Below are 25733 nucleotides of genomic sequence, written 5' to 3'. Positions count from 1 at the left end.
CGAAGGATTCGTCAGGCCAGCCCATGGACGACGAGGCGGTTCTGGTCTCCGTCAAAGATGCTGGCCAGGACGTTGGCCTCCCGCCGGTCCCCACCAAAGAGACCCCGCTGGTCGACGTGCACGATCAGAATGTCGTGGCTGTCGATCACCTCAGAAATGCCCCGGGTCTCGATCGTGTCCGACCACGCGTCCAGGTTCCGGCCAAACCACTCCGGCAGCCCGCACGGTTGGGCAACAGCGTCCCAGAAGTCGTTGAGTGTCTCGATCGGCCGACCGCGCAGGTCAACGATCAGCTCGCTATTCGTCATCGCAGCAGACTAACCAGCCCCACCACGAGGCACTCACTGGTCAAAGAGACAGGCTCTAAAGGTTGTTGCAGAAGGCTCAGTGTGGGCAGGGCTGTGTGGCGGGTTGAGCTGCTGTTTCACCGTGTCATCGCGAGGTTGTGCATGGTGGCGACGGCTTGGACGGCGTGGTGGAGGCCGTCTCCTTTCTGGCGGCAGTCGCGGAGGATCTTCCAGTTCTTCATGCGGGCGAAGGTGTGCTCGACGCGGGCGCGAACGCGTCGGTGTTCGGCGTTGTCTTCTTCCTGGCCGCGCAGGAGGGGGCGTCCAGCTCGTCTGCGGTGCGGGACGATCAGCCCGGTGCCCAAGTAGGCGCCGTCCGCGATGACCGTCGTCCCGGCGGCCTGGGCCGGCAGATCCGACTCGCGCCAGACGTGGGCGTCGGCCTTGTTGCCGGGCGCCGGGCGGGCGCTCGCGACGACCAGGCGGCTGTCCGCGTCGATGATGACCTGCACGTTCGCCGAGAACCGGTAGTTGCGGGACGAGGCGGCGACGGTGCGGTCGCGGACTGGGATCAAGGTTCCGTCCACGATCCACAGCCGTTCCACGTCGGCGACCGGCCGCGGGGCCGGCTCCAGCGCCAGCAGCGGCCGTAGGCGCTGGATGACTCGACAGACGGTGGCCGGGGAGATCCCGAAGAGCGGAGCGAGCTGCCGCATGGTCAGGTTCGTGCGGTAGTACACCGCCACCAGCAGCACCCTGTCGGGCAGCGGTAGGCACCAAGGCCGGCCACCGCCGGGCCCGTTCCCGCCCCGCTCGCGCACCACCTTCACCAGCTTCGCGAACCGATCGATCCGCAAGCCCGTGAACGTCTCCACCCACACCGGCTCAGCCCGCAACACCCCACCCATACAGGGAAAATGCCCAACGCCGAGCCTTCTGCAACACCCTTTAGCAGCGGGTCCGCCCGCTACGAGCCCCGGTCCCTTGACCAAGAGCTGGCTGCCGGGGGGTCCCTATCCCTTTGGTCAAGGGAAACGGGGCTGCGTCGGATCGGGGAGCCGGGCAGCATGGCGGTGTGGCTGATCTTCTGTGGGACGACGTGAGCTGTTTCTTCGACGCTGACCTGATGGGGTCGCTGCCGGACGTGCGCGTCCCTGATTGCTCGGTGGAGGACTGGCAGGCGGTCCTTGATCTCGTCGAGGAGAGAGGCTGGAAGTACCAGTACTCCGAAGGCGAGACGGTGCTGCCGGCGCCTCGCGCGGAGACCGTGCTGTCCCGCCCGGCGGATGCCGAGTGCCCGGACCTGCGGGTCTGGCCGACTCCTGATGTACTGGCGATCTTCCGTTTCCTTGACGACGAGGTCATCGACTTCGACGTTGACCTGCGGGAGTTGCAGGGGCAAGAGCGACTTGATGTGTTCTGCGGCTTCTTGCGAGACATCGGACGACGCTTGGGCAAACCGGTCCTGATGGATCCGGAGGGTGACCACGGCCATCCGGTGCTCGGCTTCGATGTCGATCTCGACCAGGTCGTCCTCCTGGCTGAGCCGCTGGTCATGTGACTGCGGCCACCGGACTCGGTTCGAGACCCCCGGGGCGGACACGTCGCACCCCGCCGGAAAATTCACGGAAAGACCCCTCAGCCCCAGCCGAGAACGCCCCTCGCGCGCCTTCGGCGCGGCCTTCACGCCGCTGCGCTCCCGGTCGGGACCCCCTCCGGACGGCGACTTCGGAAAAGCCCTTGAGGCGGCCGCCTGAGATCTCATCACATGTGGGCTGACCTGCGCTTTTGCCTCCAGAAACCTAGGATGAGCAGGCGCGCACGACGGCCTGGATTCAGCGTCGGCTGCTTCGGCCGCGTCCGCTCACCACCATGCTCAGGACGGCCCAGGGAGGGTGCTTCATGACCGAGTCCGGCAACCCCAGTCAGCCCCCGAACGTGCACGAGTACAACAGCGGTCACATCCAGGTACTAGAAGGCCTCGAGGCGGTACGCCGGCGCCCCGGCATGTACATAGGCTCGACCGGCGAGCGCGGCCTGCATCAAATGGTGTATGAGGTCGTCTCGTACGCCGTCGATGAGCACCTCGCCGGCCGCGCCGACGCCATCGACGTCACGATCACCCCGGACGGCGGCATGTGCGTCGCCGACAACGGGCGGGGGCTGCCCGTCGGGGCAGAGGAGCCCGTTGGTAAGTCCACCCTCGAACGCGAACTGACGGAGCTGTCCTGGGGCTCCAAGCCCCGTACCGGCTACTGGGTTTCCGGCGGCCTCGGCGGCCTGGGCCTGGGCGTGGTCAACGCGCTTTCGAGCCGTCTCACGGTCGAGATCCGCCGAGACGGCCACCGTTGGACCCAGGACTACGAGAAGGGCACCCCGACCACTCCCTTGACCAGGAGGGAGGAAACGAGCGAACACGGCACCGCGATTGCGTTCTTGCCCGACGCCGACATCTTCGAGACCACCCGCTACTCGTTCGCCACGCTGTCGGAACGCTTCGAGGAACTGGCCTTCCTCAACGGGGGCCTGGCCATCTCACTCACCGACGAGCGTCCTGAACGGCCGGTCCGCCACCACCACGCGGACGGTCTTCTGGCCTACGTCGCCCATCTCAATCCCTACCCCCCGAGTCTCGTCCACTTCCCCGCCATCGGCTTCGAGTCGGAGAATCAAGACGAGACGATCTTCGTGCAAGTCGCCATGCAGTGGAGCACCTGGCCCCAAGAAGAGTTCCGTTCCTTCGCGAACAGCGTCCGCACTCATGAGGGCGGCGCCCACGAACAGGGCTTCCGTACTGCGCTCACGGACATCGTCAACGACTACGCGCGCCGTCAACGGCATCTGTCCGCGAACGACGAGGACATCACGGCCGAAGCCGTCCAGGCGGGCCTGAGCGCGGTCGTCTCCGTAAAACTCGCCCGTCCTGTTTTCGAGGGCTCCACCAGAACCAAGCTCGGCAATCCCGAGGCAAACGCCTACGTCCAAGAAGTCGTACGCCAACACCTCACCGACTGGCTGGACCGCAACCCGGATGAAGCCGCGGCCATCATCCGCCGCATCCTCAACTCCTCCACCGGATAAGGGAGGAGCAGGACGCGCTGTGGGCGCAGGGCCTCGACGGCTTCCTCGTCGTGGCTGACCGTGATGACCGCGCCCGGGTAGGCGGCGACCGCGGCGAGGACCTCGCCGCGGGGGACGGGGTCGAGGTTGTTGGTGGGCTCGTCGAGCAGCAGCACGTTCGCGCCCGAGCTGACCAGGGTGGCGAGGGCGACGCCGCCGGTGGGCGGTGCCTCACCGGCGAGCATCCTCGTCGGGGTGGTCTTGCCCGTGCCGTTGCGGCCGGCCAGGCCGACCCGGTCGCCGGGCGATCAGCGGGGGTGCGGTCTGTGCAGGAGCGGGGGTGCCGGGTGGGGTAGGGGGCTGGCCGCCGCGGGGTTGAGGCCGTCCAGGACCAGGGTCACGTAGCGCCGCCAGCCGTCCTCGGCCGGATCCATGGTCCACAGCACGCTGACCAGCATGCTCATGATCCGCTTCAGATCGTCGGGTACGAGGTCTTCGCGGATCACCCCGGCATGCTGGCCCCGCGTCACCAGCGGGTCGAGCGCGTCGAAGAAGCGGGCGCTGATCTCCGCGGTGAACACGCCGGCGTTGCGGGCCGCCGTCAGTACGTGGTGCTCGTCGGCGGCCGACGTCAGCGCGGCTTCGATCACGACGGTCAGACCGCGGCGCGGGTCCTCGTCGGCGAGCGCGCGAGCGATGGCAGGCAGGACGTCCTGGGTGAACTGCTGGTCGAGTACGGCTCGAAGGAGAGCCGCCTTGTCCGGGAAGCGGCGGAAGAGCGTGGCGATCCCCACGCCGGCCCGCCGGGCGATCTCGTCGAGCGGCGCATCGGGCCCCACCTCGGCGTATACGTCGCGTGCCGCCCTGACGATCTTCTCGATGTTGCGCGCGGCGTCGGCTCGCAGGGGTTTAGGGGTGTCGGTCGGCACACTGCCGACAATAGCAACTGATAGTCGACGATCGGATCTGGTTGACATGCCGCGCGCCACGAACTGATAGTTGACTACTGCTTGCGGTGTGCACCGACCGCGTACCCACTCGCTGCCGGGCAGTCCACTCCGTACCTCGCGCACCCGTGCCGTCCGGCCGGCCGGGCCTTCGACCTACGCCTCTAGGACTCTTCATGCCACAGTCCCCCACGGCCGCCACCCCCACGGGCAAGGTGATCGCGACGCTCGCACTCGCGGGGGTCGCCGCGGCCGTCATGCAGACCCTGGTCACTCCGCTGCTGACCGACCTGCCACGCATCCTCCACACCTCCCACTCCAACGCCGCCTGGGTCGTGACCGCCACCCTCCTCGTCGCGGGCGTGTGCGTCCCCATCAGCGGGCGGCTGGGCGACATGGTCGGCAAGCGCCGCATGCTGCTGGCGTGTTGCGTGCCGCTGATCGTCGGATCGGTGGTGTGCGCCCTGGCCGGCAGCGTCATCCCGATGATCGTGGGGCGTGGCCTGCAAGGCATCGGCATGGGCATGATCCCGCTGGGCATCGCCCTGCTCCGTGACATCCTCCCGGCCGAGAAGCTCAGTTCCTCCATCGCCCTGGTGAGCGCCTCCATGGGCATCGGCGGCGGGATAGGCCTCCCGCTCTCCGCCGCCGTGGCGCAGTACGCGAACTGGCGCTTCCTGTTCTGGGGAGCCGCGGCGCTCGCGGCCGCCGTCGCCGTCATGATCGTGGCCTTCGTACCGGACGTCCCCGCCGGCGCCAGGGGCCAGCGCTTCGACGTGGTCGGCGCGCTGGGCCTGGCTGCGGGCCTGGTGTGCCTGCTGCTCTCCGTGTCGAAGGGGGCGGACTGGGGCTGGGGCTCCGCCACCACCCTCGGGCTGATCACCACCGCCGTCGTGGTCCTCGCCGCCTGGGGGTGGTTCGAATGGCGCACCACCGACCCGCTGGTCGACCTGCGCACCACGGTCCGTCCGCGCGTCCTGCTGACCAACCTCGCCTCGGTCTCCATCGGCTTCGGCATGTACGCGAGCATGCTGGTGATCCCGCAGCTGCTCCAGTTCCCCGAGTCCACCGGCTACGGCCTGGGCCAGTCCATGATGGCGGCCGGGATGTGGATGCTCCCCGGCGGGCTGATGATGATGGCGGTCTCCCCCCTCGGGGGCAGGCTCACCAATGCCCGCGGCCCGAAGGTCACGCTCGTCTGCGGGGCGCTCGTCCTGGCCGCGGGGTACGGCGTGGCGCTCCTGCTGGCCTCGACCGCCGTCGGACTGATGGCCGCCGCCATGGTCATCAACAGCGGTGTCGCCCTCGCCTACGGAGCCATGCCCGCCCTGGTCATGAGCGCGGTACCGCCGGCGGAGACCGGCGCCGCGAACGGCTTCAACGCCCTCATGCGCTCCCTGGGCACCTCCTTCGGCGCCGCCGTCGTCGGTGTCGTCCTGGCCCGGATGACCACCACGGCCGGCGGCGTCACCTTCACCTCCGAGACGGGCTTTCGGACCGGCCTGCTGATGGGTGGCGGCTTCGCCCTGCTGTCCGGGGCCGTCGCCGCCCTCATCCCCGCACCCCGGGCGGAACGTCTCGAACTGCGGGAGTCCTCGGGCCCCTCGACCGAGACCGCCCACACCTCCGTCGGCAAGTAGCGGCTTCGCCCGAACAGCGCGGGGGAGGAACGGCGGCACGAAGTCCGTGCCGCCGTTCCTCCCCCGCGCGCTGCTCTCAAGCCGGACGGCCCGTCGTCAGTGGATCTCTCCACAGCTGTTGCCGTCGCCCACGAGGCAGACGAAGATCCGGACGTCCGCCACGTTCGTGCTCGAGCCCGAGGACTCCAGCTTGTTGTAACTGGAGGTGTGGTAGACCCACTTGGATCCGTCCCACTTGTTGTACTTGACGTAGAGGGACACGGCCTTGCCGTCCGCGCAGTTGTCGTGGACGTTGAAGTTCCAGTCCGTCTTGTAGACCGTCTTGCCACTGGCGGACCCCGTCGCGTACCAGTGGTAGGTCCCCGACGCGGAACCGCAGCCGTTCGTGGTGGTGGCCGAGTACGACCCGCCCGCGGCCTGCGCGCTGGTGGCCCCGGCGACGGCACCGAAGCCGGTCAGCAGTGCGGTGGCCGCCATCAGGGCCGCGGCGTTCCTCTTGATCTGCACGAGTTCTCCATCTGAAGTCGATCTCGAATGCGGACGCGTCACTATCGCAGCCTGCAGATCTGCGGGTATTGGACAAAAACGCTAGGAACTCACAGCAGCATGCTCGTGATTTGTCCCGGAACCCGGTCCACCGGCCGGTCCACGCCGCCCCGACCGGCAAGGAATTCCTTCGGGGTGAAACCCGTCATCGCCCTGAAATCGCGGTGCAGGTGCGCCTGGTCGTAAAACCCGCAGGAGGCCGCCACATTCGACGGAGAACGGCCGGAGGTCAGCATTCTCAGCGTCCGGCGCATGCGCAGCACGCGCGAGACCGTCTTCGGGGACTGGCCGATCTGCTCGCGGAACCTGAGTTCGAGGTGCCGGGCACTCCAGTCGGCGGTCTTGATCAGCTCGCTCAGCGGGATCAGTCCGTCGCTGCGGACCAGCTCTCTCCAGGCCCACACCACCTGCGGGGCCGGCGCGCGTCCCACTTCGAGCCTGTGCAGCAGGAGGGCGTCCATCAGGGCGAACCTCGCCCGCCAGCCCGGAGCCTGCGCCAGGCGGTCTTCGAGGCGGTGGCTGAGCGGGCCGAGGAGATCCACCAGCGGTACCGTGCGACTTCTGAGCTCGTGCATGTCCGTACCGAAGACGGTGTACGCCATCCAGGGGGCGAAATGCACCTCGACTCCGTGCAGTCGCCCCTCGTGCTCGCCGAGCACCGAGTCCGTCCTGAGGCCATTGACCAGCGAGGTGTACGACGTGGCGGCGCTGAGCACAGCGGCCGGGGCGCGCGATGCGGCCGAGGCGACCCGGGTGTCCGCGGTGGCGATCGGGCCGACTCGGACCGGATCACCGAAATTGATCGCCATGGTGACCGTCGCATTGGGGACTTCAATGCGCCGCTGTGGCCGATTCATTGCCAACCAGTATCCCCGATACCCCAGCACCCCCTCGCAAAGTCGAGCAACCGGCACACCGGTGACTAATCGCCACATCCCACCTTCGGTGATTCCCTGCGTTGATTCCATTCCGCCCTCACTCCCCGTGCCCGCACGATGAACTGACGGAATCCATACCCATCTTCGATCATGCGAATATGGACAGCGAATGGGAGTGGCCACCTCTATTTACACCTGGAGAACGCGGCTACTCGGCTGCTCCCCCACGGGGACCGCTCAGCGGCTGCGGGTCAGGGTTCCGGGGGCGCCCGCCGACTGGGCCCCTTCCGCTTCCAGGGTCAGCCGGTCGGGCTCCGGCATGGTCAGCACGTAGAGATTGCCCTTGGGGCACTCGATGGTGGCCGCGGGGTCGGTCGGATGGCTGGTCGCCGCCGCGAAGACCGCCCTGCCTCCGGACATCTGCCGCAGTTCGAGGGCCTCGGTGCACCCCAGGTTCCGCCCGGTGGCGGTTTCCCGCACCTCGCTGACCTGCCGTCCCACGAGGTCGCCCACGCTCCCCTTGTTCAACGTGACCGTGACCGAGAACCGGCCCGTCCTCGCCCGCGCGACTCCGTCGGCGTCCGGCGTCCCGGGCCCGACGCCGGTCCACGTGCCGACCCACGAATCCGGCACCGCCACCGCGGGCGGGGCGGTGGAACCGTCTCCGGCGGCGCCCCCGGATCCACCCCAGGGAACCTTGATCGCGAGCGCAACGGCAGCGGCGAGGACCCCGACGCCGACGGCCCCGCCCCACACCAGGGGCCCGTGCCGGAGCCCGCCGGAGACGGGGTGGCGCAGCGGAGTCCCGGGAGCCGTCCGAGGGGGCACCGGCGCCATCCCCACGGGCAGGGCGGGCGGCTGCGGCGGGGCGAGCGGGCGGGCGGGCGCCTGCGGGGCGGCCAGGGTCCGACGCAGTTCGGCTTCCCGGAGGCCTACGTCCGCCACCAGGGCCGGCGGCAGCGCCCCGCTCCACTGCTCCGCCGCGGCGCCGAGCCCCGCCAGCACCTCTTGCGCGGTCGGGCGCCGCTCCGGCTCCTTGGCGAGGCACTCCCCCAACAGGGGAACCAGCCCCTGCGGAACGCCTTCGAGGCGGGGCTCGTCGTAAACGATCCGGTAGAGGAGGCCGGGGAGTTCCAGCTCCTCGCCGGGGGCCAGGAAGGGACTTCGGCCGGTCGCCGCGTACACGAGTACCGCGGCGAGCGAGAAGACGTCGGCCGGCGCTTCGGCCACGGCTCCGATCGCCTGCTCCGGCGCGAGGTAGCCGGGCGTGCCCATGACCGCGCCCGTCCGGGTGTAGCGCGGGTCGCGGACGGCGCGGGCGATGCCGAAGTCGATGAGGAAGGGCCGCTCCGGGCCGAGCAGCACGTTCGCCGGCTTGATGTCGCGGTGGACCACACCCGCCGCCCGTACGGCCACGAGCGCGGCCGACAGCTCCCGGGCCAGGCACCACAGGGCCGGTGTGGCCAGCGTCCCGTGCCGGCGCACCCAGTCGGCCAGCGACGGCGCGGCGATGTACTCCGTCGCCAGCCACTGCCGGGACGCCCCCGGAGGGCTGAAGTCCACCACCGAGACCGTCCACGCGGAACGCACACGGTCGTTGGCGCGTATCTCCCGGGCGAAGCGGTCGGCGAAGTCCGGATCCCGGCCCAGGTCCCTGTGGACGGTCTTCAGGGCCAGCGGCCGACCGGATGCCGTCCGCGCCAGGAACACCTCGCCCATCCCTCCCTCGCCGAGCCGTGCCAACAGTCGGTACCCGCCGATCTCCGGCGGATCACCGGGCTGCAACGGCTCCACCAACTCCCCCTGTCTCCATGACCGTTGACCGGGCGCGGGGTGCGTCGATCAGCTGGTCGGATCACCCTAACCGGTGCTTGCTCTGCGGCCGAGCAGACCGCCCGGGGCCGGGAGACGAGCCGGGAACCGGTCTGCACTGAGCCCGGCCTCCCAGCGGCAGGGTGCCCCCATGTGCGGCGTCCAGGGCGCGCTCGCACCCCGCGCGCTCCCCCGCCGGGGTGGTTCCCGGGAGCCAGTGGGCGCAGTACGGCACGTCTCGTTGGACCGCGTACGGCTCCGGCACGAAGCTGTGCGCTGCTCACCGCACGCTACGACGCCGCGAACACGGAGGTCCGTACGCCCATGACCCGCACACCCCTCAGACCAGCCCACCGCCGCCGCAGGCCCGGCGGGAGGGCCGGGACGTTGGCCGCGCTCGGGCTCGTACTCGTACTCGCGCTGCCCGGGACCGCGCTGGCGGCCCCCGGCGATCTCGACCCCGGCTTCGGGCCCGACGGCCGGGTGACCACCGTCTTCCCCGGAAGCGCAGAAGGCCACGACATCGCTCGGCAGGCCGACGGCAAGCTGGTCGTGGTGGGCGGCTCGACCGATGCCGGCTTCGCGCTCGCCCGCTACGACACCAACGGCAGCCCCGACACCACCTTCGGCGGTGACGGCACGGTGACCAACGACTTCGGCGGGGGCGGCCACATCGCCAACGCGGTGGCGGTCCAGCCCTCCGACGGGAAGATCGTCGTGGCGGGGACCACCGAGGTGATCGCGGAGGAGGGCGGCGGGTGCTGCTTCTTCTCCGTGGCCCGCTACAACACCGACGGCAGCCCGGACCTGGGCTTCGGCGACGGCGGCCTGGTGCGGGTCGAGGAGTTCGGCGGGTCCGCGGACGGTGCGGACGTGGCGGTGCAGCCCGACGGCAAGATCATCGCCGCGGGCAAGGGCGGTGGCGGCGGCTTCGCGCTGGTCCGCCTCAACACCGACGGCAGCCTGGACCCGGCTCTCGGAGGTGACGGCGCGGTGGTCGCGGGCTTCACGCCCGCCTCGCCCCAGGACGCCGGCGGCATCGCGCGCGCCATGGCGCTCCAGTCGGACGGCAAGATCCTCGCGGTCGGTTACGTGGGCAACACCGCCTTCGACATCGGCGTGGCCCGCTACCTGCCCAACGGCAGCCTCGACACCACCTTCAGCGGTGACGGCATGGTGACCGCGGACTTCGGCGGCACCGAGTTCGGCAACGCCGTGGCGGTGCAGCCGGACGGCAAGATCCTCGCCGCGGGCTCCGGCGGCGCCGGCTTCGCCCTCCTGCGCTACAACGCCAACGGCAGCCCCGACACCGGCTTCGGCACGGGCGGGCGCACCTCGGTCAGCTTCCCCGGTGACGGCGGAGCCGCGTCCGCCATGGCGCTCCAGCAGAACGGCAAGATCGTCCTCGCCGGCCGGGCCGACGACCCGAACAGTTCCGAGGCCAACGACTTCGGCCTGGCCCGCTTCAACACCAACGGCGCCGTGGACACGGGCTTCGGCGGCGACGGCTTCGTGGTCACCGGCTTCGGGGACTTCGACGAGGCCCGCGGGGTGCTCGTACAGCCGGACGGCAAGATCGTCGCGGCCGGCTACGGGGCGGGCTACGCCTTCGCACTGGCCCGCTACGACGGCGGCGACGGCGCGCCGCCGCCCCCGCCGGCCACCGCGAACCTGTCGGTGACGCAGGCGGGGACGGCGACCGTGAGCATCAGCGACCGCGCCTCGTACACGGTGACGGTCGCCAACTCCCCGGCCTCCACCGCCACCGCGACCGGGGTCACGCTGTCCGACACGCTCGCCGGAGCCGGTGCGACCCTCGTCTCAGCCGCTCCCTCGCAGGGCACCTGCACGACCACGGCGACCGGAGCCAACTGCGCCCTCGGCTCCCTGGCCCCGGGCGCCAGCGCCACGGTCACGGTGACCGCCGAGCCCAGGGCCACCGGCACCCTGACGAACACGACGGGCGTCAGCGCGGCCCAGCCGGACCCGGTCACCACCAACAACACGGCCACCGCGACCACAGCGGTCAACAACGCCCGCGGCTGCACGATCATCGGCACCAGCGGCGCCGACACCCTGAACGGCGGCTACTTCAACGACGTGATCTGCGCCCTCGGCGGCAACGACACCGTGCGCGCGAGCTACGGCAACGACACCGTCTACGGGGGCTACGGCAACGACAACATCGACGGCGGCTACGGCGACGACACCCTGAACGGCGGCCCGGGCAACGACACCCTGACCGGCTACTACGGCAACGACCGCCTCACCACCACCGACGGCGTCTTTGGCAATGACACCGCCAACGGCGGCAACGGCACCGACACCTGCACCACCGACACGGGCGACATCCGGATCAGCTGCCCCTGATCCGCCCTGCCACCCTTCCACTCTTCCACTCTTCCACCAGGAGCCGTCACCGCCCCCCGCGGTGGCGGCTCCGCCGGTTAGTCTCGGGGCATGCGGATCTCCGTTTCCTCCGACATGGACGAACCCGTGGCTCGCGCCCTCCTCGGGCTGCTGCGCGACCGCGGACACGACGTGGTGACGTACGGGGCTCTGCGCCCCGGCGACGATCCGCAGTGGGCCGCCTGCTCGGAGGCGGCGGCCCGCGAGGTCGCCGGCGGCAACGCCGACCAGGCCGTCGTGTGCTGCTGGACCGGTACGGGCGCGTCGATCGCCGCGAACAAGGTGCCCGGCGTTCGGGCGGCCCTGTGCACGGACGCCTACACCGCCGACGGTGCGCGCCGCTGGAACGACGCCAACGTACTCGCGCTCAGCCTGCGCCTCACCTCGGAACCGCTCCTCAAGGAGATCCTCGACGCCTGGTTCGGCGCCGAGGCGAGCGCGGACCCCGAGGACCGGGAGAACGTGGCGCGCCTCGAACGGCTCGACAACACCGAACGGTGAGGCCGTAAGGGGCGCGCCGCCGCCTCAGCTGAAGGCTCGGCGGTAGGCGTGCGGGCTGACGCCGGTGGTCTTCTTGAAACGGTCCCGGAAGGCGGTGGGCGAGCCGAATCCGACCTGCGCGCCGATGCGTTCGACGGAGTGGTGCGTGGTCTCCAGGAGGTGCTGGGCCTGGCGGACGCGTGCGCGGTGGAGCCATTGGAGCGGGGTGGTTCCGGTCTGTTCGCTGAAGCGCCGGATCAGGGTCCGGGTGCTCGTTCCGGCGTGGGCGGCGATGTCGGCGAGGGTGAGCTCGGAGCCCAGGTTGTCCTGCAACCAGGCCAGTACCGGTTCCAGTACTGATCCCTGCGGGGCGGGCGCATGCCGGTGGACGATGAACTGCGCCTGTCCGCCCTCGCGCTCCAGGGGCATGACGGACAGCCGGGCGGCGTCGGCGGCGACGGCCGAGCCGTAGTCGCGGCGGATCATGTGCAGGCACAGGTCCAGGCCCGCGGCGGCGCCGGCGGAGGTGAGGATCTGTCCGTTGTCGACGTACAGGACGTCCGGGTCCACCTCGATGTCCGGGTGGGTGGCGGCGAGGAGATCGGCCGCGGCCCAGTGGGTGGTCGCGCGCAGGCCGTCGAGGAGTCCGGTGGCGGCCAGGGGGAAGGTGCCCACGCAGATGGAGGCGATGCGCGTGCCGTTCGCGGCGGCCGCGCGCAGCGCGTCGCGGACGGCGGGAGCGAGCGGGGCCGCGGGGTCGGCGGTGCCGGGAACGATGATCGTGTCCGCGGCCTCGAGTGCTTCCAGGCCCCAGCGCGCACGGATGGTGAAGGCGCCGGCATCGACCTCCGGGCGCTCGGCGCAGACACGGACCTGGTAGGCGGGGCGTCCGTCCGGGAGGCGGGTACGGGAAAAGACCTCGATCGGGGTGGCCAGATCGAAGGGGATCACCTGGTCCAGGGCGAGGACGGCAATGGTGTGCATGGCGTGAACATACCTGGCCGCGGTGAGCGCCTTCCGGGTGCCGACGTTGATGGACCGATGGTTTCGGCACGTCAGAGGAGTGACAGCGGCGATTGGCGACATTCCGTTGGAAGGTGTCACTTGTGCCACTGGGAGAGGAGTCGGCGGCCGCCTAGCGTCGGGAGCGGCTCCGGTACGGACCGGATGCCGACCGGCCGGCCGCCCGGCTGACCGGCCGCCCCGCCCGCGCGAAGGAACCTCCCGTGCACGTCCAGATCGTCCTCTTCGACGGCTTCGATCCACTCGATGTCATCGCCCCCTACGAAGTCCTGTACGCCGGCGGCACCGCCTCGGGCGGCGCGGTGAGCGTGGAACTGGTCTCCGCCGAGGGGCCGCGCGAGGTGGTCAGCGGCACCGGGGGCCTGGCCCTGCGCGCCACGGCCGCCCTGGACCCCGTACGCGCGGGCCTGATCCTGGTGCCCGGTGCGTCGGGCCGGGTGGGAGAGCCGGGCGAGGTTCCCGACCACGACGCGGGGGCCGGGCCGTGGCGGCAGGACGAGTTCATCCCCGTGCTGCTGGGCCGCACCCTGACGACCGAGCTGCCCGCCCTGCTGCGAGCCGCGCGGGACAACCCCGAGGTGACGCTCGGAGCGGTGTGCGGCGGCACGCTCGTCCTGGCCATGGCCGGCCTGCTGGAGGGCCGCTACGCCACCACCCACCACCTGGGCCTGGACATGCTCGAGGCCACCGGCGTGCACGCGGTGGCCGCCCGGGTCGTCGACGACGGCGACCTCGTCACCGGGGCGGGCGTCACCTCCGGTCTCGACCTGGGGCTCTACCTGCTGGAACGCGAGGTGGGACCCCGGATCGCCCACGCCGTGGAGGAACTGTTCGCCCATGAGCGCCGGGGCACCGTGTGGCGACAGGCGGGTCCCGTGCCGGTCGGCCTCTGATCGCGTGGCCCCGCCCGTAACCCTCCCCTCCCCTCCTCCCCTTGTAAGGAAGAACGAGCACCATGGCCGCAGAAGCAGAAGTGGCAGTAGAAGGCGTCTGGGACCTGTCCGTCGCCACGCCCATCGGCAGGATCGAAGCCGTGGTCGAACTCTCGCGGCGGGCCGGTGTCCTGACCGGAGCGGCCTCCGGAGCGGGAGAGGACGTCCCGCTCGGGGACCTCGCCCTCGAAGGTGACCGGCTCACCTGGAAACAGGCCGTCACCAAACCCCTGCGCCTGAACCTGGCCTTCGCGGTCGTCGTCGACGGCGACACCCTGAGCGGCACGTCGAAGGCCGGCCGCCTTCCGGCCTCGAAGGTCACCGGCCGGCGGCGCTCCGTCCCGGCGGGCGGGGCACACCGGGCATGACGAAGCTCTTCCTCTCCCTGCACGTCCTGGCGGCGGTGCTGACCGTAGGCCCGGTCACGGTCGCCGCGAGCATGTTCCCCAAGGCCCTGCGCAGCGCGTACGGCGCCAGCCCTGACGACCGTGAGGCGCTGACGACCCTGCGCACCCTGCACCGCATCTGCCGCGTCTACGCCGGCATCGGCATCGCGGTCCCCGTCTTCGGGTTCGCCACGGCCAGCAGCCTCGGTGTCCTCGGCAACGGGTGGCTGATCACCTCGATCGTCCTGACCACCGGGGCGGCGGCCGTACTGGGTCTGCTGATCCTTCCCGCCCAGGACAACGCCCTCATGGCCGCAGAGACCCGTGTCCCCGGCCCCGCCTCGGCACCGGTCCGCCAGCCTGCTGCCCGACTGGCCATGCTCACCGGCGTCTTCAACCTGCTGTGGGCAACCGTCACCGTCCTGATGATCGTCCGCCCCGGCTCCACCACGGGAGCGTGACCGTGAACCTTCGCCCGCTGCGCGTCGCGGCGCACGTCGAACTCGTCTCGTTGACGGTCATGCTGGCCAACCTCGCCACCGTCCATCTCAAGCCCGTCTCCTCCTTGACGGGCCCCGCCCACGGCTGTGCCTACCTGTTCGTCGTGCTCGCGACCTGGCGCCTTGCGCCGGCCTCGACCACCACCAGGGCCGTCGCCCTCGTCCCCGGCATCGGCGGCCTCCTCGCACTGCGCCGACTGCCCCCGGGACCCGGACCCGGAGCCGTACCGAGAAGGAGCTGACGCTGACGATCGTGCCGCGACCCCGGGCGCCCCATCTCGGCGCCCGAGGCCTCAGGCCAGCGGGCCGAGTACCTCCTGGGACTCGATGAGGCCCTGGTCGCTCGGCGCCTTCCCGTCGCCGAAGACGCGTGCGGCCTGGCGTGCCCGGAAGTCGGCGTGGGCCTCGGCGGGCCTCGCGTACCCGTACCGGGCGCGGGCCTGCTCCGGGGTGAGGACCTCCTTGGTACGGGGAGGCACGCCGAGCTTGATCGGCGCGACCACCTTCACCGTGGAGGGGGAGAGCATCCCCAGCAGGAAGAGCTCGACGCGGGGGTTGAGGTGGGCGAGCGCGAAGGACGTCCGCATGACGGGTACGACGAGGGCGTCCAGGAGCCGCGACTGCCGGATCTGCGCCATCTCCCGCATCCAGCGCGGCATGGTGGCGATGGTGGCGATCCGGTGCGTCCGGGCCACGACCATCCGTGCGGGCTTCATCCACCAGGGGGTCGGCGGCAGGACGAGGTCGGTGTTCAGGAGGTGGTTCATGGCCTGGCGGGCGATCGGGCTGGCGGACAGCCGCGGGCGCATGCTCTCGAAGTACGCCCGGATTCCGGCACGGTCGCGCGGGACGTCGTCGGGCGAGCACGTCTGGAGTTCGGCGGCGAGCGCGCAGGCCTCCCAGTACTCCGCCTCCTCCTCGGCGGTGAGCTTGCCGGGCCCGTACTTCTCGTACGCGTAGAGGATCGAGTGCCAGCCGGTCAGCTGGATCCACAGCTGCGAGGCGGGGTCGTTGGCGTCGTAGGTCCCCTCACCGTAAGGGAGTTGACCGATGGCCTTCGAGTGGATCCTGACCAGGACATCGGCGGCCTTGCACACCTGCTCCGAGCCGGCGAAGGCCACCATGGCGAAGTAGCGCAGGGTGCGGTCGTAGCGGGTGCGGCTGCGTTCGTAGATGCCCTGGGTGCCGTGGACCGCCGCCACCAGCGGCGGATCGAGCTCCTCGACCACCACGGAACGCTGGAAGCCCACCGTGGGCGCCGTCGGATAGCTCCACACCTTCCAGACCACCGATCCGGGACCGAAGAACCCGTAGTCCTCGTGCGGTTCGACCTCTTTGCCGTTCAGCCGGGCCATCGGGCCCTCCTTCGTGTCCGGGGCGGCGGGCGCTGGACCGCTCCCCCAATTAAGACAGCACTGTCGTAAATTAAGACACGGCTGTCGTAAGATGCCAAGGTGTCGACACCGACGTCTCCCACGGACAGGCCGCGCAGACGGCGCCCCTACGCTCCGCGCGTCCCGATCACCGAACGGCGCGAGCAACTGCTCGACGCCGCCCTCGCCTTGATCGTGAGCGACGGCTACGGACGGATCTCGATCGACGCGATCGCCAAGCGTGCGGGGGTCGCCCGATCCGTGGTCTACGGCGCCTTCGACGACCTCGACGCACTCCTGCTCACCCTCCTGGACCGGCAGCAGGAGCGTGCGTACACGCGCCTGCTCGCGGCGGTCCCCGATCCACACGGCGGCGGGGACCTCGTCGACTTCGCCTGCGAAGCCGTGCACCGGATGGGCGCCATGCTCCGGGAGGACCCGGACACCTGGCGGCTGATCCTGCTGACCCCGGCGACCACTCCCCCGGCCGTCCACGCGCGCATCGAGGCGGACCGGGAGCGGTTCCGGCGCAGGGTCGCCTCGTGGATCGGGTCCCTACCGGAACTGTCGGCGGCCCCCTCACCGGATGCCTCACCCGACGCCTCCCCCGATCCCGGCCCCGATGCCGTCCCCGCCCCCGATCCCGAGGTGCTGGCCCACGCGCTCGTCGCCTCGGCGGAGCACTTCGCGCGCCTCGCACTCACCTCGCCCGGGACGATGGACGCCACGCGCCTGGCAGGGCAGGTACGGCTCCTGCTGGGCGGATTCCGGACGGCGGCCTAGGCCTGCTCTTCCGGGTATTGGACCTTGATCTCGGTGCCTGGCGGACTGGGGGCTGGAGGATTGGGGGCTCCGAGCCATTTCACGAGAGGGAACACCGTGTTCGTCACCATCGTCTCCGTCGAGGAGATCCTGGATCTTCGCCAGCAGGTCCTGCGGCCCGGACAACCCCGCGAGAGCGCGCTCACCGAGGCCGACCTGCTCCCCGGCACCTTCCACCTCGCCGCCCGCACCGACAGCGGCGAACTCGCCGCCTGCGCCACCTTCAGCACCGAACCCCTGCCCGACACCCCCACACTGGCCCCCTTCGCGACCGAGGGAGTGTGGCGACTGCGTAAAATGGCCAGCGGTCCGCAGGTACGCGGGCAGGGCTTCGGCGGGGCCGTACTGCGCGCGGGGCTCGACGCCTGTGCCGCGCGCGGCGGGCGGCTCGTCTGGTGCAGCGGCCGGATCGCCGCAGCCGGCTTCTACCGGCACCACGGCTTCACAGCGGTCGGCGACCAGTACACCGTCCCCGGCATCGGCCAGCACTACCACTTCGTCCGCGAGCTCTCGTAGGGCCAGGTCGCTACCGCATCGCCGACAGACGATCTGCCGGAGCCGCGGGGATCGCGCGGCTCCGGCAGAACTGAGGGCAGAACTGAGGTCCGTACCCGTCCTTGTTGCGGGTCAGCCCGTGGCGCCCTCCACGTCGCCGTCGGCGATCCAGGAGCCGTGGAGTCCGGCGGCCACCCGGTGGGGCAGGTGGACCGTGGCGATGCGGTCGAGGCCGGCGGCGTCGAGAACCAGCAGTTGCGAGGCGTTCTGCTTGAGGTCGGAGACGACGGTCAGGAGGTAGCCGTCGTCCTCGCCCGTGGCCCCGGCCGCGGGGACGAAGACCGCTTCGCCGGGCATCCGCGCGTCGCCGACCTGGTGGATGCGGCGGGCTCCGGTGGTGCGGTCGTACTTGACCACTCCGTAGCCGCCGAATCCCTTCTCGTCGGGGAAGGAGATGGCGTACTGGTAGCGGTTCTCGGCGCCCAGGTACTCCTCGTTGAGCGTCGGGAACTCCACCGCAAGGTCGTCGATGATCTGCTCGTCGACGCTGCCGTCGACCGTGTCGAGGACCCAGCGGCGGGTGTAGGAGCGGGAGACGGGCTCGCTGCCGCGCCCGGGCGCGCCGATCCACCAGTTCCAGGAGAGCCGGAATCCCTCGCGGTCCACGGTGGGGCCCTCCAGGACGATGCGGCCCTGGCTGTCCTCGAAGGCGTTGGAGACGTGCAGCATGTTGCCCGGTTCGATGGAGAACCAGCGGACGCGGCCGGCGCCGTCGGTGCCGCGCGGCATGACCCCGATGCGGGACAGCTGCTGGTCGCTCCAGGCGTAGGGGATGCCGGAGGCCTCGCTCGGGTCGAAGGTGACGTTGCCCTCGACGAAGACCACGTGGCGGCGGGTGAGGGCGAAGTCGTGCTTGAGCGAGGCGGTCGCACCCGGGACGTCGGCGCTGTGGATGATCTCGCCCTTGGCGTTGGCGACGTAGTAGGTCAGGAACGGCGGAAACGGCGAGGACCCGAAGAAGTGGAGCTCCCCGGTCAACGGGTCCTCCTTGGGGTGCGCGGTCATCGCGCCGCGCAGCTTGCCGTCGAAGTCGTAGGCGCCGACCGTTTCCAGCTCCGGGGTGAGCTCGAAGGGAAGGTTCGCCTCGCACAGCGCCAGGAGGCGCCCGCCGTGTTCGATGACGTGGGTACCGGCGGCACTGGCCGTCAAGTCGGGTCCGCGCTCGGTCATGTAGGGGGCGCCGTCGAGGGCGGGGGCGTGCACCCAGCGGTTGCGGTACCACTCGGCGCGGCCGTCACGCAGGCGGATGCCGTGGACCATTCCGCTGCCCTTGAACCAGTGGGTGGGGGTGACTCCGGGCTTGGGGTTGTGCCCGTTGCGCAGCAGCCGACCCGACAGTTCGGGGGGCAGGGAGCCCTCGACGGTGAGGCCGGTGGCGGTGATCTCCTCAGCGACGGGGGTGAAGTGGCCGGTCAGGTACGGCTTGGCGGTCGTCATGGCAGGAATGCCTTTCGTGAATGTATGAATGCATGAATGCATGAATGCGTGAAAGCGTGAAGGCCTGAAGGGTGGTCAGGCGGCCTGTTCCGCACGGTTCTTGAGGTGGGAGAGCCAGCCTTCGAGGGAGTCGTGGAGGGCCTTGCCGAGGTGGTCCACCGCGGCATCGACCGGGGCGCCGCTCCAGGACTCCTCGGTGTGGACGGTGGTGCGCCCGCCGCTCTGCTCGAACGTCCATACGTGGACGCCGACGATGCCTTCGACGGTCCCGCCCCACACGATCCGCACCCCGGGCACCAGCTCCTGCACGGTGGAGGTGATGTCCAGCCCGTGGGTGAGCCAGTTGAAGGAACTGCCGGGCCGCAGCGGGCCGTCGACCTCCGCCCGGTCGATATCCGTGTTCCAGGCGGGCCAGGCCGCGATGTCGGTGTGCAGCGCCCACACGGTCGTCAGGGGCGCGTCGATGACGGTGCTCAGGCGGACGATGACGGGTGCGTTCTCGTCGATGGTGATCATGGTGGTGTTTCCTGTCCGGTTTCGTTGGCTGGTCTGGTGATCTAGCGGTTCAGTGGGACACGGGAGAGCACGGTGGGGTTGGTCGTGGGGGTGGTCGTGGTCGCGGGGGTACGCGCCCCTGTGCGACGGGTGAGGAACACCGCGAGGACGGCCGTGGCGGCCAGCACCCCGGCCGACACTGCGAACGCGGTGCGGTAGCCGGCGGTCAGCGCCTCCAGCGGGGCCTGGCCGGCGGACGCGTGGGCGGTCACGGAACCGGCCAGGGTGGCCAGCGCGGCGAGCCCGATCGCTCCGCCGACCTGCCGGGTGGTGTTCACCAGCCCGCCGGCCAGACCCGCGTCCCGGCCCGGAACACCCTCCACGGCGAGTGCGGTGAGCTGGACGAAGGCGACGCCGAGCCCCAGGCCGATCAGGACGCTGGGGCCCAGCACGTCGGCGAGGTAGCTGCCGTCGGCGCTGATCCGCGACAGCCACAGCAGCCCGGCGGCCTCCGTCAGCAGGGCCGCGGTCGCCGTCGCGGTGGCACCGATGCGCCGGGAGATGCGCGGGGCGAGAGCGGAGCCGAACATGTGGACCGCGGCGAGCGGGAGTTGCCCCAAACCGGTGATCAACGGGCTCGCTCCGAGGACCTGCTGCTGGTAGAGCGGAAGGAAGAAGAACAGGGCGATCCATACGGAGCCCAGCAGGGCCATCAGCACATTGCCCGCGGCGACCCGGCCGGCGGTGAGCAGCCGCAGCGGCACCAGCGCATCCGGCCGGCGGACCTCGATCGCGCAGAACGCCGCGAGCAGCACCACGGCTCCGCCCAAGGAGCCCAGCACCCCGGCATCGCCCCAGCCGACACCGCGCGCGGTGGTCAGTCCCCACACCAGGCAGGTCAGGGCCAGGGTGATGGTGGCGGTGCCCAGCAGGTCGAAGCGCCCGCCCCGGCTAGGTCGTCTCTTTCGGATCTTGTCGGTCAGGTCTGCGCCGTCCGGTGCCGTGCCTCGGTGCGCTGCCGGGGCTCCCGTGTACTGGACGTACTCGGGTGCCGCGGCAGTGCGGCGAGGTGCGGTGCCGGGCGGCGCGGACCCGGCAAGATCCGAAAGAGACGGCCTAGCGGCATCCCGCGGTACGAGCACCATCACGGCGGCCAGGACCAGCGCCGCCGCGACCGCCACCGAGTGGAAGATCCACGGCCAGCCCCACGCCTGGGTGAGCACACCGCCCAGCAGGACCCCGCCCGCCGCGCCCGCCCCGGACACCGCCCCCCACACGCCCAGCGCCCTGCCGCGACCGGGGCCGTACGAGGGCCCGTCCATCGCCAGCGCGAGCGCGGCCGGGGCGATCGCGGCGGCGCCCAGGCCCTGGACCGCCCGGGCCGCGATCAGTACCCCGGCGGAGGTGCCCAGTCCCGCTGCCAGGGAAGCCAGCGCGAACAGGGCGAGCCCGGCGAGAAGCACCCGGCGGCGGCCCAGCAGGTCGGCGACCCGCCCGCCGGCGAGGAGCAACGCCCCGAACGCCAGGCCGTAGGCGTTGACCACCCAGGTGGTTCCGCCGTCCGAGAGGCCGGCCCCGGCACGGATCTGAGGGAGCGCCACATTGACGATCGAGGTGGCGAGCATGACGGTGAACTGGGCCGCGGCCAGTGCCGCGAGCACCGCTCCCGGTCCGGGGGCCCGGCGTACCGTCCGGCCCGTCTGCGTGCGTGCAAGGTTCATGACGCACAGACTCGGCGCGGCAGGTGTCCACTATCCAGGCCCGGCCGGGCCCGGCACTGTCCACTCCTGTCCGCACCTGTCCACCCGCCCCGGCCCGGCGGGTGTCCCGCCGATCGGGCCGGGGCGGACCGCCGCTACTGCGGTTCGTGCAACTCCCGCTGCCACAGCGCCTCACAGAGCAGGTCCAGCCCCTGACGCACATGACGGCGATAGGTCCCGTACGGAAGACCCAGACGGCGGGCGGCGGCCTCCTGCGTGGGCGCACCGGTGAAATAGCCGGCCGCGAGCGCATCGCGGGCCCGCACACCGCGCGGGTCACCGGCGAGATCCTCGACGGCCTGCTGGAGCAGGTCGCGCAACTCCCCGCCCGGATCGGCGAAGTCGGCCGCGAGCCGGGTCCGCATCAGCGCACACGCGGCGAACGCGCCCGGATCGCGCCAGTGCGCCAGCGCCTCACGCACGGCCTGGTCGAACGCGCTGCGCGAGACGGGCGGCGGACTGGCCAGGACGGGGGCCTTCGAGGCCGATATGAAGTTCATGAGCCATGCCTCCACCGGCAGATGACGCCAGTCGACACCGAACAGCCCGTAGGTGTACTCGCCCACGCGCGGGCGCGCCCCGGTGTCCTCGAGGGTCCCCTTGACGCGCGCACCCCAGGTCTCCGCGTCCCGGAAGACGGCGAAGCCGTACGCGCGGCCGCGGGCCCGGGCCGCCTCCGCCTGGGCCCGGGAGCTGCTCAGGTCGGTGACGCGCGAGGGAACCTGGTACCGCTCGGGGTAGATCGAGAAGCGGCTGACTCCGATGTGTTCGCCGGGGCTCACCGGAGCGGTGGCCTCGGTGTACTGCCACGCGGCAGCCACGACCGGATCGGTGGCCACGTCCCGCGGGTCGGCGGGGGCCGGCAGCTCCAGCCGGGCCGTGAAGGCCACGACCCGCCCCGTGTCCACGAGCCGGTAGACGCTGAAGGCCTGCGGCTGGCGCTGCGCCCAGTACCGGACCAGTTCCGCGGAGGCGGGCCCCTCGGTCTCCTCGGCCATGCGCAGGACGACATCGATGTCGTCCGGGTGCAGAGGACGGTCGTGCACCTCCTCCTCGCGCGACCAGGACCGCAGCCGGGCCAGGGTCTCGCCCTCCCGGAAGAGGTAGAACAGTTCGTCGGTGACGGTCCACACCCGCTCCTGCGGTGCCTCGCGCAGGATGCGCAGGTACTCGTCCGCCAGGCGCCGGCGTATCGACTCGAAGGCGTTGGGTGCCCGCCAGCGCAGATCGGCGGCGAGCGTCTCGCGCGCGGCGTCGTGCGGGTACAGCCCCTGGTGCGTGGATTCCATGAACGGCAGGTCCCGCAGCCAGGAGAACAGCGGATGGACGTCCTCCCCCGGCAGCACCGAGGCCAGCAGTTCCTCGGACGTCGAGTGGGCCTGAGCCGCCACCTCCAGCGCGCGGCGGTGCGCCGCCGTCGGCACCTCCCCGATCAGCCCCGCCAGCAGGGTGCGCAGGACGTCGGCCGTGGGGGCCCAGATCTCCTGGTTGTCGAAGCCCCCGGATCCCGCCGCGGCGGCCAGCGACAGGGCCAGCGGGTTGCCTCCGGCGAAGCGCAGTACCCGGTCCCGGATCTCGGGCCGGATCTGCGCCGCCGTCAGCAGGTTCCTGGCCTGCTCCTCGGAGAACGCCTCCAGTTCGCTGACGTGCAGGAGCCGGGACCAGGCGGGGTCGGCGGTCCACTGCGGCTGCGGAGCGCGCCGGCCGGACAGGACGACGAGGGTGTCGTCCGCGGCGCGGGGCAGGAATTGGTGCCACAGCCAGCTCTCCAGCCACTGGCAGTGCTCGAAGGAGTCCACGAACAGCACCGTGCCCGCAACGTCCAGGAACGGACGGGCAGCCTGCTCGAAATCGGCCGGGTCCCGGCTGACGAACCGGCCGTCGAGTTCGACGAGCGGCCGGCCGGCCGCACGCGCGTGGTCCGCCAGCCGCCGCAGCAGCGTCGACTTCCCGATGCCGCCGGGCCCGTACACGTAGAACGCGAACGGTGCCTGCGGGTCGCGGTCCAAAGCCTCCCCGAAGCGCGCCAGTTGCTCGTCCCGGCCGATGAAGGCCTGTACGCGCGCCCTGCTCAGTCTTTCCCCCACGGACACCATGGCGGTTCTCATTTCCTTTGTTCCAGCACGGGACAGCCATCTGCGCGGGCCCGATCGGGCCTCGTGGTGGCAGCCATGGGCGCGAGGCGCGCATGGCGGTGGCCGGGGCCCGCAGGCCCGTCCGTCTCAGGTGATGAGCCCGAGGTTCCGGTCGTCGGTGTGGCCGGTGACCAGGAGGGTGGTCTCCTCGACGCACCGGAAGCGGCCGTCGGGGGCGAGGTGGGCGAAGAGGTAGACCTCGGTGCGGGAGGTGTGGCCGTCGTGGTGTCCGAGGGTGACGGTGTGGCGGTCGGCGTACCGCAGCCCGTCGCGGAGTTCGTCGTGGACCTCGATGTGCCCGCTGCGGATCAGGGAACGCAGGCGGGTCATGTGCTGGGCGAAGGAGGTCCGGTCACTCCACACGCCGTTGGTGCGCTGGCGGTAGTCGGGGGTGAAGTGCCGGTCGATGGCCTCCTCGAGGCCGAGGCCCGGGGTGAACAGCAGATCGTTGATGGCCCGGGTGATGTCGGTCGTGTCGGTCGATGTCATACGGGTGTTCTCCTGTGGAGCGTGGGGGGCGGTGGGGGAACGCTGGCGCCGTCTCAGCGGACGGGGGTGAAGTCCAGCGACAGCGAGGCAGGGCCTCGGGTGTACAGGCCGGTCTCCCGGTAACGGAAGCCGGGGCTGTAACGGACCTGGTCGAGCAGCGGCAGGAGCATCGCGGCGACGGTCTCGATCTCGGCGCGCGCGAAGGCCGCGCCGATGCACTGGTGGAGCCCGGTGCCGAAGGACAGGTGCTGGGCGGCCGCGGTGAAGGAGCGGGCGGTTCCCAGGTCGGGGCGGTGGATGTCGAAGACGTCCGGGTCGGTGAACGCGTCGGGGTCGCGGTTGGCCGCGCCGATCATGCAGAAGACGGTGGCACCCGCCGGGACGGTGCCTCCGGCGAACACGGCGTCCCTCTCCGCCTGGCGGGGAACGAGCTGGACCGGCGGGGTGTGGCGCAACGTTTCCGCAATGGCGGCGCCCAGCAGCTCCGGGTCCCGGCGGACCTGCGCCAGCTGCTCCGGGTGGTCGAGCAGATGCTTGAAGAGCAGGGCGAGCGTCTTGTCCGCGGGCTCGGTGGAGGCCACCAGCACGTTGATGATCAGCCCGGTGACCTCACGATCGCTCATGACGGTGCCGTCGTACTCGGCGGTGCACAGCTTCGATATCAGGTCCTCGCCGGGCCGGCGGCGCCGCTCCTGGATCACGGGCAGGAGATAGGCCTCCAACTGCTCGGCGCAGTCGAGGCAGTGGCGTCGGCGCTCGGGGGTGAGGGTCAGGCTGGTGATGAACTCGGCGATCCCGCTGTGCCAGTCGGCGACCCGCTGCCAGTCCGCTCTGTCCAGGCCGAGGACGTCGAGCGTCACGTGCACGGCGAAGGGCTTGCCGAAATCGTTCAGCAGGTCCACCCGGCCCACGGGGAGAAACGGGGCCAAGATCTCGGCGGCGTTGGCGCGGATGGCGGGAATCTGATCCTGGAGCGCCTGGCCGGTGATGCCCCGTACGACGGCCTTCCGCTTGGCGGTGTGCTCGGCCCCGGTCATCTGGGCGAGGATCGGCCCGCGCATCACCGGCTCGGCGCGCACCTGCAGCGTCTCGGTGGTGAAGGCGTCATGGTCGCTCAGTACCCGTTTCACGTCCTCGTGGCGGGAGACGAAGTAGCAGTCGATCGCCGGCTCGTGGTGCACCGGCGCCTGCTCCCTCAACTGGGCGAAGTACCGGTAGGGGTCAGCAGCGAAGTCCTCGGACAGGACGCTGAATCGGGGAGTGACCACGGACATGGCGAAGACCTCTCGAACGGTGCGGTGCGATGCGGTGTGCCGAGGGAACACAACGCCGAGCGGACGCCCATCGTGCTCTCCCCGTGAGCCGGGGCAGCCAGAGCCGCCGACCGATCCGGGCTGCAAGATGAGCGAACAAGGCTACAGGTTCCGCATGTTGGTACGAATTCCGGCCATCCGGATGATCACACGAGGCGTCATCCGCCCCGCGGAGAGCTGCGGCGGCGGAGAGGAGTGCAGGCAGGGGCTGCCCGGTGCCTAATGCTGTGGCCGGGGCCGCACCGCAGTCCGCGCCGCCGCGTACTTCGTCGCGCCGGCTGCGCCCGTCCGGCGGGGGCGACAGGCGGCGCTCGTGGCCCAACTCCTCGCGGAGTGCGCGGCGCTGGTGGTGGTCCTCAGCTACGCGTGGTGCTCAGCTGCACGTGATGCTGAGCGACTGTCGTGTCCGGCGGCAGGAGTCATGTTCCGGGCGACTGCCCGTTACGCCTCCAGC

General features: G+C 70.9%; 25 protein-coding genes and 1 pseudogene. 11 read left to right on the top strand and 15 right to left on the bottom strand.

Annotated elements, in window-relative coordinates:
• Positions 1–11 precede the first annotated feature (11 nt).
• Together OHU74_RS34105 and OHU74_RS34100 are read right to left on the bottom strand one after the other, a co-directional pair.
• On the bottom strand, positions 12–308 hold the full coding sequence (locus OHU74_RS34105; protein WP_371619511.1) for a barstar family protein: 297 nt from the start codon (positions 306–308) through the stop codon (positions 12–14).
• Positions 309–424: 116 nt separating this feature from the next.
• The gene (locus tag OHU74_RS34100) at positions 425–1195 is read right to left on the bottom strand and encodes a transposase (protein WP_371614300.1); all 771 of its coding nucleotides are present in this window, start codon (positions 1193–1195) and stop codon (positions 425–427) included.
• 167 nt (positions 1196–1362) lie between these two features.
• Between OHU74_RS34100 and OHU74_RS34095 the strand changes: the two genes are divergently transcribed.
• Positions 1363–1848: a hypothetical protein gene (locus OHU74_RS34095; RefSeq protein WP_371619510.1), complete on the top strand. Its 486-nt coding sequence runs from the start codon at positions 1363–1365 to the stop codon at positions 1846–1848.
• Positions 1849–2189: 341 nt separating this feature from the next.
• A complete protein-coding gene (locus OHU74_RS34090; RefSeq protein ID WP_371619509.1) occupies positions 2190–3368 on the top strand; it encodes an ATP-binding protein in 1179 nt (392 codons plus the stop codon).
• Here OHU74_RS34090 and OHU74_RS34085 read toward each other — a convergent pair.
• Both OHU74_RS34085 and OHU74_RS34080 read right to left on the bottom strand, forming a co-directional pair.
• A pseudogene (locus OHU74_RS34085) lies at positions 3263–3559 on the bottom strand (hypothetical protein); the annotation flags it as partial. The gene OHU74_RS34090 and the pseudogene OHU74_RS34085 sit on opposite strands and share 106 nt — an antisense overlap.
• A 96-nt stretch (positions 3560–3655) precedes the next feature.
• On the bottom strand, positions 3656–4276 hold the full coding sequence (locus OHU74_RS34080) for a TetR/AcrR family transcriptional regulator (RefSeq protein WP_371619508.1): 621 nt from the start codon (positions 4274–4276) through the stop codon (positions 3656–3658).
• 194 nt (positions 4277–4470) lie between these two features.
• Here OHU74_RS34080 and OHU74_RS34075 point away from each other — a divergent pair, with 194 nt between their 5' ends.
• Positions 4471–5934 (top strand): MFS transporter, encoded by a 1464-nt coding sequence (locus OHU74_RS34075; RefSeq protein ID WP_371619507.1) that lies wholly within the window; start codon positions 4471–4473, stop codon positions 5932–5934.
• Positions 5935–6030: 96 nt separating this feature from the next.
• Here OHU74_RS34075 and OHU74_RS34070 read toward each other — a convergent pair whose 3' ends face one another.
• From OHU74_RS34070 to OHU74_RS34060, 3 genes are all read right to left on the bottom strand, one after another.
• Complete coding sequence (locus tag OHU74_RS34070; RefSeq protein WP_371619506.1) at positions 6031–6441, bottom strand: Tat pathway signal protein; 411 nt, start codon at positions 6439–6441, stop codon at positions 6031–6033.
• An 89-nt stretch (positions 6442–6530) separates the two neighbouring features.
• Complete coding sequence (locus OHU74_RS34065) at positions 6531–7448, bottom strand: helix-turn-helix domain-containing protein (protein ID WP_371619505.1); 918 nt, start codon at positions 7446–7448, stop codon at positions 6531–6533.
• A gap of 147 nt (positions 7449–7595) precedes the next feature.
• The gene (locus OHU74_RS34060; protein ID WP_371619504.1) at positions 7596–9152 is read right to left on the bottom strand and encodes a serine/threonine-protein kinase; all 1557 of its coding nucleotides are present in this window, start codon (positions 9150–9152) and stop codon (positions 7596–7598) included.
• 342 nt (positions 9153–9494) lie between these two features.
• Here OHU74_RS34060 and OHU74_RS34055 point away from each other — a divergent pair, with 342 nt between their 5' ends.
• Both OHU74_RS34055 and OHU74_RS34050 read left to right on the top strand, forming a co-directional pair.
• Positions 9495–11540, top strand: coding sequence for a calcium-binding protein (locus OHU74_RS34055; RefSeq protein ID WP_371619503.1), 2046 nt, complete (start codon positions 9495–9497; stop codon positions 11538–11540).
• Between the two features lie 90 nt (positions 11541–11630).
• Positions 11631–12080, top strand: coding sequence for an RpiB/LacA/LacB family sugar-phosphate isomerase (locus tag OHU74_RS34050; RefSeq protein WP_371619502.1), 450 nt, complete (start codon positions 11631–11633; stop codon positions 12078–12080).
• 24 nt (positions 12081–12104) lie between these two features.
• Here OHU74_RS34050 and OHU74_RS34045 read toward each other — a convergent pair whose 3' ends face one another.
• A complete protein-coding gene (locus tag OHU74_RS34045; RefSeq protein ID WP_371619501.1) occupies positions 12105–13043 on the bottom strand; it encodes a GlxA family transcriptional regulator in 939 nt (312 codons plus the stop codon).
• Between the two features lie 242 nt (positions 13044–13285).
• Between OHU74_RS34045 and OHU74_RS34040 the strand changes: the two genes are divergently transcribed.
• From OHU74_RS34040 to OHU74_RS34025, 4 genes are all read left to right on the top strand, one after another.
• On the top strand, positions 13286–13975 hold the full coding sequence (locus OHU74_RS34040) for a DJ-1/PfpI family protein (protein WP_371619500.1): 690 nt from the start codon (positions 13286–13288) through the stop codon (positions 13973–13975).
• 80 nt (positions 13976–14055) lie between these two features.
• Positions 14056–14382: a hypothetical protein gene (locus OHU74_RS34035; protein ID WP_371619887.1), complete on the top strand. Its 327-nt coding sequence runs from the start codon at positions 14056–14058 to the stop codon at positions 14380–14382.
• Entirely contained in the window at positions 14379–14861 is a 483-nt protein-coding gene (locus OHU74_RS34030; protein WP_371619499.1) for a hypothetical protein, read from the top strand. The genes OHU74_RS34035 and OHU74_RS34030 overlap by 4 nt, the downstream gene beginning before the upstream one ends.
• Positions 14858–15142, top strand: coding sequence for a DUF3817 domain-containing protein (locus tag OHU74_RS34025; protein ID WP_371619498.1), 285 nt, complete (start codon positions 14858–14860; stop codon positions 15140–15142). Before OHU74_RS34030 ends, OHU74_RS34025 begins: the two co-directional genes overlap by 4 nt.
• Before the next feature lie 51 nt (positions 15143–15193).
• Here the strand turns inward: OHU74_RS34025 and OHU74_RS34020 are convergent, their stop codons facing one another.
• Complete coding sequence (locus OHU74_RS34020; protein ID WP_371619497.1) at positions 15194–16255, bottom strand: oxygenase MpaB family protein; 1062 nt, start codon at positions 16253–16255, stop codon at positions 15194–15196.
• A 99-nt stretch (positions 16256–16354) separates the two neighbouring features.
• Between OHU74_RS34020 and OHU74_RS34015 the strand changes: the two genes are divergently transcribed.
• Together OHU74_RS34015 and OHU74_RS34010 are read left to right on the top strand one after the other, a co-directional pair.
• Positions 16355–17056 (top strand): TetR family transcriptional regulator, encoded by a 702-nt coding sequence (locus tag OHU74_RS34015; RefSeq protein ID WP_371619496.1) that lies wholly within the window; start codon positions 16355–16357, stop codon positions 17054–17056.
• A 96-nt stretch (positions 17057–17152) separates the two neighbouring features.
• Complete coding sequence (locus OHU74_RS34010; RefSeq protein ID WP_371619495.1) at positions 17153–17611, top strand: GNAT family N-acetyltransferase; 459 nt, start codon at positions 17153–17155, stop codon at positions 17609–17611.
• Between the two features lie 111 nt (positions 17612–17722).
• Here the strand turns inward: OHU74_RS34010 and OHU74_RS34005 are convergent, their stop codons facing one another.
• From OHU74_RS34005 to OHU74_RS33980, 6 genes are all read right to left on the bottom strand, one after another.
• The gene (locus tag OHU74_RS34005; RefSeq protein ID WP_371619494.1) at positions 17723–19087 is read right to left on the bottom strand and encodes a carotenoid oxygenase family protein; all 1365 of its coding nucleotides are present in this window, start codon (positions 19085–19087) and stop codon (positions 17723–17725) included.
• Positions 19088–19162: 75 nt separating this feature from the next.
• Complete coding sequence (locus tag OHU74_RS34000; protein WP_371619493.1) at positions 19163–19603, bottom strand: SRPBCC family protein; 441 nt, start codon at positions 19601–19603, stop codon at positions 19163–19165.
• Positions 19604–19644: 41 nt separating this feature from the next.
• Positions 19645–21303 carry an MFS transporter gene (locus tag OHU74_RS33995; RefSeq protein WP_371619492.1) on the bottom strand — a complete coding sequence of 553 codons (1659 nt, stop codon included), beginning with the start codon at positions 21301–21303 and terminating at the stop codon, positions 19645–19647.
• A 134-nt stretch (positions 21304–21437) separates the two neighbouring features.
• On the bottom strand, positions 21438–23429 hold the full coding sequence (locus OHU74_RS33990; protein WP_371619491.1) for an ATP-binding protein: 1992 nt from the start codon (positions 23427–23429) through the stop codon (positions 21438–21440).
• Positions 23430–23564: 135 nt separating this feature from the next.
• Positions 23565–23966 carry a nuclear transport factor 2 family protein gene (locus tag OHU74_RS33985; protein ID WP_371619490.1) on the bottom strand — a complete coding sequence of 134 codons (402 nt, stop codon included), beginning with the start codon at positions 23964–23966 and terminating at the stop codon, positions 23565–23567.
• A gap of 53 nt (positions 23967–24019) precedes the next feature.
• Positions 24020–25240 (bottom strand): cytochrome P450, cyclodipeptide synthase-associated, encoded by a 1221-nt coding sequence (locus tag OHU74_RS33980; RefSeq protein ID WP_371619489.1) that lies wholly within the window; start codon positions 25238–25240, stop codon positions 24020–24022.
• Positions 25241–25733: the final 493 nt, after the last annotated feature.

The sequence above is a fragment of the Streptomyces sp. NBC_00454 genome, from assembly GCF_041434015.1.
In the GTDB taxonomy this organism is placed as follows: domain Bacteria; phylum Actinomycetota; class Actinomycetes; order Streptomycetales; family Streptomycetaceae; genus Streptomyces.
This window is presented reverse-complemented; position numbering and strand designations above follow the sequence as displayed.

Excerpts from the sequence above, each read along its gene's own strand:
- OHU74_RS34050 (WP_371619502.1), top strand. The coding sequence starts at position 11,631 with ATGCGGATCTCCGTTTCCTCCGACATGGACGAACCCGTGGCTCGCGCC.
- OHU74_RS34090 (WP_371619509.1), top strand. The coding sequence starts at position 2,190 with ATGACCGAGTCCGGCAACCCCAGTCAGCCCCCGAACGTGCACGAGTAC.
- OHU74_RS34030 (WP_371619499.1), top strand. The coding sequence starts at position 14,379 with ATGACGAAGCTCTTCCTCTCCCTGCACGTCCTGGCGGCGGTGCTGACC.
- OHU74_RS34000 (WP_371619493.1), bottom strand. The coding sequence starts at position 19,603 with ATGATCACCATCGACGAGAACGCACCCGTCATCGTCCGCCTGAGCACC.
- OHU74_RS33985 (WP_371619490.1), bottom strand. The coding sequence starts at position 23,966 with ATGACATCGACCGACACGACCGACATCACCCGGGCCATCAACGATCTG.
- OHU74_RS34020 (WP_371619497.1), bottom strand. The coding sequence starts at position 16,255 with ATGGCCCGGCTGAACGGCAAAGAGGTCGAACCGCACGAGGACTACGGG.
- OHU74_RS34100 (WP_371614300.1), bottom strand. The coding sequence starts at position 1,195 with ATGGGTGGGGTGTTGCGGGCTGAGCCGGTGTGGGTGGAGACGTTCACG.
- OHU74_RS33995 (WP_371619492.1), bottom strand. The coding sequence starts at position 21,303 with ATGAACCTTGCACGCACGCAGACGGGCCGGACGGTACGCCGGGCCCCC.
- OHU74_RS34045 (WP_371619501.1), bottom strand. The coding sequence starts at position 13,043 with ATGCACACCATTGCCGTCCTCGCCCTGGACCAGGTGATCCCCTTCGAT.
- OHU74_RS33980 (WP_371619489.1), bottom strand. The coding sequence starts at position 25,240 with ATGTCCGTGGTCACTCCCCGATTCAGCGTCCTGTCCGAGGACTTCGCT.
- OHU74_RS34055 (WP_371619503.1), top strand. The coding sequence starts at position 9,495 with ATGACCCGCACACCCCTCAGACCAGCCCACCGCCGCCGCAGGCCCGGC.
- OHU74_RS34105 (WP_371619511.1), bottom strand. The coding sequence starts at position 308 with ATGACGAATAGCGAGCTGATCGTTGACCTGCGCGGTCGGCCGATCGAG.
- OHU74_RS34065 (WP_371619505.1), bottom strand. The coding sequence starts at position 7,448 with ATGGAATCAACGCAGGGAATCACCGAAGGTGGGATGTGGCGATTAGTC.
- OHU74_RS34075 (WP_371619507.1), top strand. The coding sequence starts at position 4,471 with ATGCCACAGTCCCCCACGGCCGCCACCCCCACGGGCAAGGTGATCGCG.
- OHU74_RS34005 (WP_371619494.1), bottom strand. The coding sequence starts at position 19,087 with ATGACGACCGCCAAGCCGTACCTGACCGGCCACTTCACCCCCGTCGCT.